Source organism: Vibrio sp. 10N.247.311.47, assembly GCF_041467535.1.
Classification (GTDB): Bacteria; Pseudomonadota; Gammaproteobacteria; order Enterobacterales; family Vibrionaceae; genus Vibrio; species Vibrio crassostreae_C.
In genome coordinates, this window is sequence record NZ_JBFSUR010000048.1 from 20,148 (window position 1) to 27,010 (window position 6,863).

At 44.2% G+C, this 6,863-nt stretch carries 7 protein-coding genes and 1 pseudogene; 4 read left to right on the top strand and 4 right to left on the bottom strand.

What is annotated here, in order from left to right; genetic code table 11:
- Positions 1-155: 155 nt before the first annotated feature.
- From ybeD to lipA, 3 genes are all read left to right on the top strand, one after another.
- Complete coding sequence (gene ybeD / locus AB6E51_RS22315; RefSeq protein WP_026084358.1) at positions 156-434, top strand: DUF493 family protein YbeD; 279 nt, start codon at positions 156-158, stop codon at positions 432-434.
- Between the two features lie 195 nt (positions 435-629).
- Positions 630-1,289, top strand: coding sequence for a lipoyl(octanoyl) transferase LipB (gene lipB / locus AB6E51_RS22320; protein WP_004737632.1), 660 nt, complete (start codon positions 630-632; stop codon positions 1,287-1,289).
- 4 nt (positions 1,290-1,293) lie between these two features.
- Positions 1,294-2,259: a lipoyl synthase gene (gene lipA / locus AB6E51_RS22325; RefSeq protein WP_017064177.1), complete on the top strand. Its 966-nt coding sequence runs from the start codon at positions 1,294-1,296 to the stop codon at positions 2,257-2,259.
- Between the two features lie 204 nt (positions 2,260-2,463).
- Here the strand turns inward: lipA and AB6E51_RS22330 are convergent, their stop codons facing one another.
- From AB6E51_RS22330 to AB6E51_RS22340, 3 genes are all read right to left on the bottom strand, one after another.
- A complete protein-coding gene (locus tag AB6E51_RS22330; RefSeq protein ID WP_102333776.1) occupies positions 2,464-3,825 on the bottom strand; it encodes a sodium-dependent transporter in 1,362 nt (453 codons plus the stop codon).
- 289 nt (positions 3,826-4,114) lie between these two features.
- Positions 4,115-4,891 (bottom strand): YggN family protein, encoded by a 777-nt coding sequence (locus AB6E51_RS22335; protein ID WP_102333775.1) that lies wholly within the window; start codon positions 4,889-4,891, stop codon positions 4,115-4,117.
- Positions 4,892-4,979: 88 nt separating this feature from the next.
- Positions 4,980-5,453: a GreA/GreB family elongation factor gene (locus tag AB6E51_RS22340; protein ID WP_102333774.1), complete on the bottom strand. Its 474-nt coding sequence runs from the start codon at positions 5,451-5,453 to the stop codon at positions 4,980-4,982.
- A gap of 145 nt (positions 5,454-5,598) precedes the next feature.
- Between AB6E51_RS22340 and AB6E51_RS22345 the strand changes: the two are divergent.
- Positions 5,599-6,597, top strand: a pseudogene (locus AB6E51_RS22345) (RecQ family ATP-dependent DNA helicase); the annotation flags it as partial.
- Between the two features lie 18 nt (positions 6,598-6,615).
- On the opposite strand, the gene AB6E51_RS22350 reads toward AB6E51_RS22345, so the two are convergent.
- Positions 6,616-6,863 (bottom strand): transposase (locus AB6E51_RS22350; protein WP_372140195.1); only part of this gene is annotated, 248 nt, incomplete at its 5' end.

Here is a 6,863-nt window from a genome sequence, read left to right on the forward strand (position 1 = left end):
ATTAGTGAACCAAAAGCCGCCATGTGCGGCTTTTGTTGATCTTGAGTTCGGTGATATTTACACGTAATATTCCGCCTTATTACTCGTGTCTGTTGACCGAACACGCTTTTTATCGACATTTCGCCAATTTGCGAGCGTCTAGCCTTTTGGAGCTAATCATGAACATCAATTCTGATGCAAAACTAAAAGACCTCTTAGAGTTCCCTTGTTCATTCACTTACAAAGTAATGGGCCACGCTAAGCCAGAACTGACTGAGCTAGTACTAGAAGTGATCCAGCGTCATGCTCCTGGTGACTACAGCCCAACGCTAAAACCGAGTGCGAAAGGTAACTACCACTCTGTTTCTATCAATATTACTGCGACTTCAATTGAACAAGTAGAAACTCTTTATAAAGAACTGGGCGAGATCGAAATCGTTCGTATGGTTCTGTAATCTCCGATTGCACATGAAAAACAGCGGCTTATTGCCGCTGTTTTTGTTTAAAGCACCCTATCTAGCTCAAATTCATTCAACTTAATTTTCAATAAATACAAAGAAAGTTGAAAAACCTTGCAGTCCGTCTGTAGTTAGAATCATGTTTCGCGTTTATAATGCGTTCACTTTATTAATCCTTGAGGGAGTGCAGCTTTGCAAAATAAGCTAATCGTAAAAAAATTAGGCCGTCAGGATTACGAACCTGTATGGAAAGCCATGCATAAGTTCACAGACGAACGCACGGAAGAAGACGTAGACCAAGTTTGGTTGGTTGAACACAACCCTGTCTTCACTCAAGGACAAGCAGGCAAAGCTGAGCATGTATTAAATGCCGGTGATATCCCTGTAATACAAAGCGATCGCGGTGGCCAAGTGACTTATCACGGCCCAGGCCAATTAGTGGCTTACTTTCTGATTAACATCCGCCGCAAGAAATTCGGAGTGCGTGATTTGGTGACTCATATCGAGAACCTCGTAATCAATACTCTGAAAGCTTACAATATAGATTCAGCTGCCCGACCTGACGCTCCTGGTGTTTATGTCGATGGCAAGAAAATCTGTTCACTCGGATTACGTATTCGACGTGGCTGCTCGTTCCACGGGCTAGCACTCAACGTCGATATGGACCTGTCTCCATTCCTACGTATTAACCCATGTGGTTACCAAGGTATGGAAATGGCGCAGGTAAGCCAACTCGGCGGACCAAGTGAACTAGAAAACGTTGAGCAACAGTTAATACAAGAGCTCGTAGAGCTACTCGGCTATGACCAAGTAGACATTCAAGCCACCAGTAACATTACAGCAGAAGCATAAAATCATGAGCAAACCAATCCAAATGGAAAAAGGCGTTAAATATCGTGACGCTGACAAAATGGCATTAATTCCCGTAAAGAATATGCCTGCTGAACAGAAAGAAGTTCTACGTAAGCCTGAATGGATGAAGATTAAACTTCCTTCAGACAGCCATCGTATTCAAGAAATCAAATCAGCAATGCGCAAAAACAACCTGCACTCAGTTTGTGAAGAAGCGTCTTGTCCTAACCTAGCCGAGTGTTTCAACCACGGTACGGCAACGTTTATGATTCTTGGCGCTATCTGTACTCGTCGCTGCCCGTTCTGTGATGTTGCCCATGGTCGCCCTGTTGCTCCTGAAGCTGAAGAGCCGAAGAAACTGGCTAAAACAATTCAAGACATGAAACTGAAGTACGTTGTAATCACTTCAGTTGACCGTGATGACTTGCGTGACGGCGGTGCTCAGCACTTTGCTGACTGTAACCGTGAGATTCGCGAACTCAACCCAAATATTCGTATCGAAACACTGGTTCCAGACTTCCGCGGTCGTATGGACGTTGCGCTTGACCTAATGAAAGACAACCCGCCAGATGTTTTCAACCACAACCTAGAGACAGCGCCACGTCTATACCGTAAAGCGCGTCCAGGTGCGAACTACAAGTGGTCTCTTGATCTACTGAAGAAATTCAAAGAGCAGCACCCTGATATCCCAACAAAATCAGGTGTGATGATGGGTCTTGGCGAGACAAAAGAAGAGATCGTTCAAGTACTGAAAGACCTTCGCGAACATGGTGTGACTATGCTGACACTAGGTCAATACCTAGCACCAAGCCGTCACCACTTACCAGTAGAACGCTACGTGCCGCCTTCTGAGTTCGATGAGCTGAAAGAGATTGCTCTAGAGCTAGGCTTTACTCACGCAGCGTGTGGCCCGTTTGTACGTTCTTCTTACCATGCGGACTTGCAAGCTCAAGGTATGGAAATTAAGTAATCACGATTGCTTAACGAACAATGCAAAGGCGCTGAATATTATGTTCAGCGCCTTTTTTCTATCTTGTTCGTGCCGCTATAGCTTTATATTTCGTGCCACTAAGCTTTATATAAAAACAACAAAGCCACTCTTTATGAGTGGCTTTGTGCTTAATATTTCAAGTTCAGAGGAGGTAATTTCAAAAAGCCCAGATAGGGTTCTGCATTAACCGAAAGATGCCCAGATAACCGTTGCTACCAAAATTGGGCACACAAACTTCACATACATTGGCCAAACCTTACCAAACCAACCAAGTTGAAAATCAGGACTGCCTTGTTCAAGCTCTTTCACTTTTGAAGCTCGGCTCCATACCCAACCACCAAACACACAGAACATCAGTGCAGCGACTGGTTGAAGATACTGAGTTGCAATCATCGCTACCATGCCAAACATCGCAGCAAAGTTGTAAACAATCACCACACTAAACAGCGCGATAGCACCACCAATCACCCAGCTTGTTGGCGTTCGTCTAGTATTGAAACGCTCACTCACTAGCGCAACCGGGCCTTCAAGCATCGAAATCGAAGAAGTCAGTGCAGCAATCGTTAGTAGTAAAAAGAACACAATCGCAAAGATCTGTCCAAGCACACCTAAACTATCAAACATCAACGGCAAAACCGTGAATACTAGAGTGTCAGAGCTTAATAGTGAGCCGTCTTCAGCGTAAATTTGAACGCCTTTTTGCATCGCAACAAACATTGCTGGCATCACCACTAATCCAGCAATAAAAGCGACAGCAGTATCCACCAGAGTTACGTTCATCGCCATTTTTGGTAGGTTCTCTTTCTTGCTTAAGTAAGAGCCATAAACCAACATCGAGCAACCGCCAATAGTGAGTGAGAAGAACCCCTGTCCCATTGCCGCCAGAATCAGTTTTCTATCCCACACTTTCTCAAAGTCTGGAATAAGGTAATGTTTTAAGCCTTCCATCGCGCCAGATTGCGTCATGATGTAAACAAACAATAAGCCAAATAAAACAAACAGCGCAGGCATCAAACGAGTCGACCACTTCTCGATGCCTTGCTTAACACCGCCCTGCACAATCAAGATAGTCAGTACATAGAACGCTACGGTACCAAATACGTTGCGCTCAACACTGAAGCCTTTAAACCAATCAGCAATCGCTTCTAGGCCGATAAGATCCGCGACCGCACCAATTAGGAAGCAGATCAACCAGCCACCAACAATACTGTAAAACGCCAATACGGCGCTTGGTACACTCAGTCCAACCCAACCGATAAACTCACCGACTTTCTTACCCAAAGGGTTTGTCGTCAAAGATCGCATGCTATCAACTGGGTTTGCTTGGCCGTGACGGCCGATAGCCATCTCAACCACCAGCATAGGGAAAGCAACCACGAAGATCATGATCAAATAGACTAAAAGGAAAGCGCCACCACCATTGCTGGCAACTTGAGTCGGGAAACCCCAAATATTACCCAAGCCAACCGCTGCACCAGCCGCTGCTAAAATAAAGCCTAAACGAGAGCTAAAGTGCTCTCTTGAAGAGGAAGGTTGTTGGTCCATATCGCCCGCATTAAGAATCAGTGAACTAGTTGGGAAGTACAGTAATAAAAAGCAATGATAGGCACAACCAATAAATGAACAATTCTCTATTTTTTACAATCAATGCGCTATTTAGAACCACAAAATTAACAAAAGACCAGTCTTATCGTTCAATTAGAAACAACAAAGCGAAATGGAAGGCTTGAGAAGGAAATGGATTAAATAGAGATAAATACTCGCCGTATGGTTCCATTTATACAAACAAAAAGAGCACCAAACGGTGCTCTTGTGATTCATCAGTTAATTCAGATTAGATCGTGAATACTTGATAGTCCTTTAGATTCGGAATGATTTCATGCAGCTCTTGCTCTTGTTCCGCCATCTCATCAAGAGAATCACAGAACTCATTCGCTTCCTCTTTCACTTGTTGAGAGTGTTCTTTCATTCGCTCTTCAACTTTCAGCTTTAATTCAGCCATACTGTCAGCCAATTCAGTCAGGTTTAGGCCACCATCTTGTTTCATTTTTTCTGACATCGCATTAAAAGCGCTAGAGATAAATTCTTGGTTAAAGATTTCTTTCGCCTTCTCGAAATCTTCAGACCAGCCATTGGCCATCGAATCAAAGCTTTCTGCAGGTAACACTAATTCGCCATCTTTGTAATAACGCGCTTCCAGTTCTGCAAAGTAGGTTTTCATCGATTCTTTTACATTATCAAATGACTCAGGTGAATCCAGGCTAGCCGCGATATCATCAATCACGTCATTGGCTAACGCTAAGCTATCGTTCGCCATTTGTTTCGCTCGAGGTAAGTACTCACTCATATTTTCGCGGTATTTCTCAATCGCCGCTTGTTGGTCGGCATCAAGCTCAACCTTCTCACCATGGATATAGAGGTCGTTGTTATCATCAAAAACGGCCGTATCACCATTCACTTGATGGATTTCGACTTTTTGATCATCGATTCTTAGTTCATTCTTCAAATCAACTCGACACTGAGCAGCAAACGTTGGCAGGCTCACAACTGCCATCGCCGCAGTTAACGATGCAATTAATACACTGTTTTTCATAAATACATAGCTTTTCATAACATCCTCTCATCAATCTGACAGATTACTATACCCTTGGATTATGCCTCTTTGTCAGAGAAACGTTTTATATCTATTAGTCAGTTAGTTAGTCGATAGAGATAACTTCGTAGCAAAACTGCTTATCAGCGACTTTAAATTCAATCTCATCGCCAACTTCTTTACCCATTAGAGCCTGACCAAAAGGTGCATTTGCCGTCACGATGGCAATCTCATTCTCATTCCACGTGACAGAAAGCCCGCCGACTCTAGGTCCCATAAAAAAGTGTTTATATTTATCATGCTCGTCAATGACCACAACGTAGCTGCTCACTGCAATCTTCTCACTATCACGCAGCACTAAGTTGCGATAACACTGAATGTCGTCCTCACACTCTTGCACCCTCACCGCTTGGCCATGGGCGAGATATGAAGCTTCTAGTGCCAATGTATCGTACTTATGCTCAGGCACTGTCTCTTCATCTGTCGCAGCATCAATCGCGCGTTGAGTAGCAGATTGTGCGATACGTAATCGGGATTCGAGTTGCTCTATGATTATTTGGCGAAGCTCAGACTTATTCATACTATTGGGGTGCTTTTCTATAGGAGCTACAGAATAGAATTAGGTACAATCAGGTGCAAGACATTTGATTCATCAAGCGACGCTATCATGAATGGGCGCCCGCTTTAGCATCAATACGACACTTAATAACTCAGGTAGAACATAAATGATTGAGCAGAAGCTAAAACAAGTATTCGGATTCGACTCACTGCGCAATGGGCAAAAGCAAGTCATTGATAACGTTCTATCTGGTCACTCGACTGCCGCGATATTCCCGACAGGCTCAGGTAAATCGCTGTGCTATCAATTACCAGCATTAGAGTTACCGCACTTAACCTTGGTGATATCGCCACTGTTAGCCTTGATGAAAGACCAACTCGCTTTCCTGCACAGTAAAGGCATTAGCGCAGCGGCAATCGAATCAAGCCAAGACCGACAAACCACACAACAGGTTATGCAGTCAGTGCGTAACGGTGACACCAAGATCCTCATGATCTCCGTCGAGCGCTTGAAGAACGAACGCTTTCGTCAGTTTATCTCCCAAGTGTCGATCTCACTGCTTGTGGTCGATGAAGCGCACTGTATTTCAGAATGGGGACACAACTTCAGACCCGACTACCTGAAGCTTCCTCAATACCAAAAACAGCTCAATATTCCTCAGGTTCTACTACTGACAGCCACTGCGACTACAGCGGTTATCCAAGATATGAAGTCAAAGTTTGAAATTGATGAGGAGCGCGTTGTGGTTACGGGTTTCTATCGTCAAAATCTCGATCTGTCGATTCAACCTTGTGAACAAACCAGTAAGCTAGAAACCTTGTGCAATGTGGTTAACCAAGCTTCTCTCGCTCCGACTATTGTTTATGTCACCCTTCAACAAACGGCAGAGATGGTGGCTCAGCAGCTTCGCAATGCTGGCGTTAATGCAGTGGCTTACCATGCGGGTCTTAAGCCTGAAAATAGAGATGCTATTCAACACCAATTCATGAATGATGACGTGAGCTGTATCGTCGCAACTATCGCGTTTGGTATGGGCGTGGATAAGTCCAACATTCGCCGAGTGATTCACTTTGACTTACCAAAATCGATCGAAAACTACTCACAAGAGATCGGCAGAGCTGGTCGAGATGGGCAAGCGTCTGAATGTATTTTACTGGCTAACAAACGACTATGGCGTCAATGATTAATTTTTGGCTGTGTTTTCATCCCACATGGCGCCATCTCTGAGCATAGAGTTAAGTGTCACAACCATCTTTCGTACGCACGCGATTATTGCGACTTTTTTAGGTTTCCCAGCAGCTAAAAGTCGAGCATAAGTCGCTTTGAATATGGGGTTACATTGCATGGCTGACATCATCGCCATGTATAAAACGGTTCGTACTTGCGCTCGACCGCCTTGGATCACGCGCTTACCTTTGTAGCGCCCACTTT

Excerpts from the sequence above, each read along its gene's own strand:
- AB6E51_RS22335 (WP_102333775.1), bottom strand. The coding sequence starts at position 4,891 with ATGAAAAGCTATGTATTTATGAAAAACAGTGTATTAATTGCATCGTTA.
- lipA (WP_017064177.1), top strand. The coding sequence starts at position 1,294 with ATGAGCAAACCAATCCAAATGGAAAAAGGCGTTAAATATCGTGACGCT.
- AB6E51_RS22340 (WP_102333774.1), bottom strand. The coding sequence starts at position 5,453 with ATGAATAAGTCTGAGCTTCGCCAAATAATCATAGAGCAACTCGAATCC.
- AB6E51_RS22330 (WP_102333776.1), bottom strand. The coding sequence starts at position 3,825 with ATGGACCAACAACCTTCCTCTTCAAGAGAGCACTTTAGCTCTCGTTTA.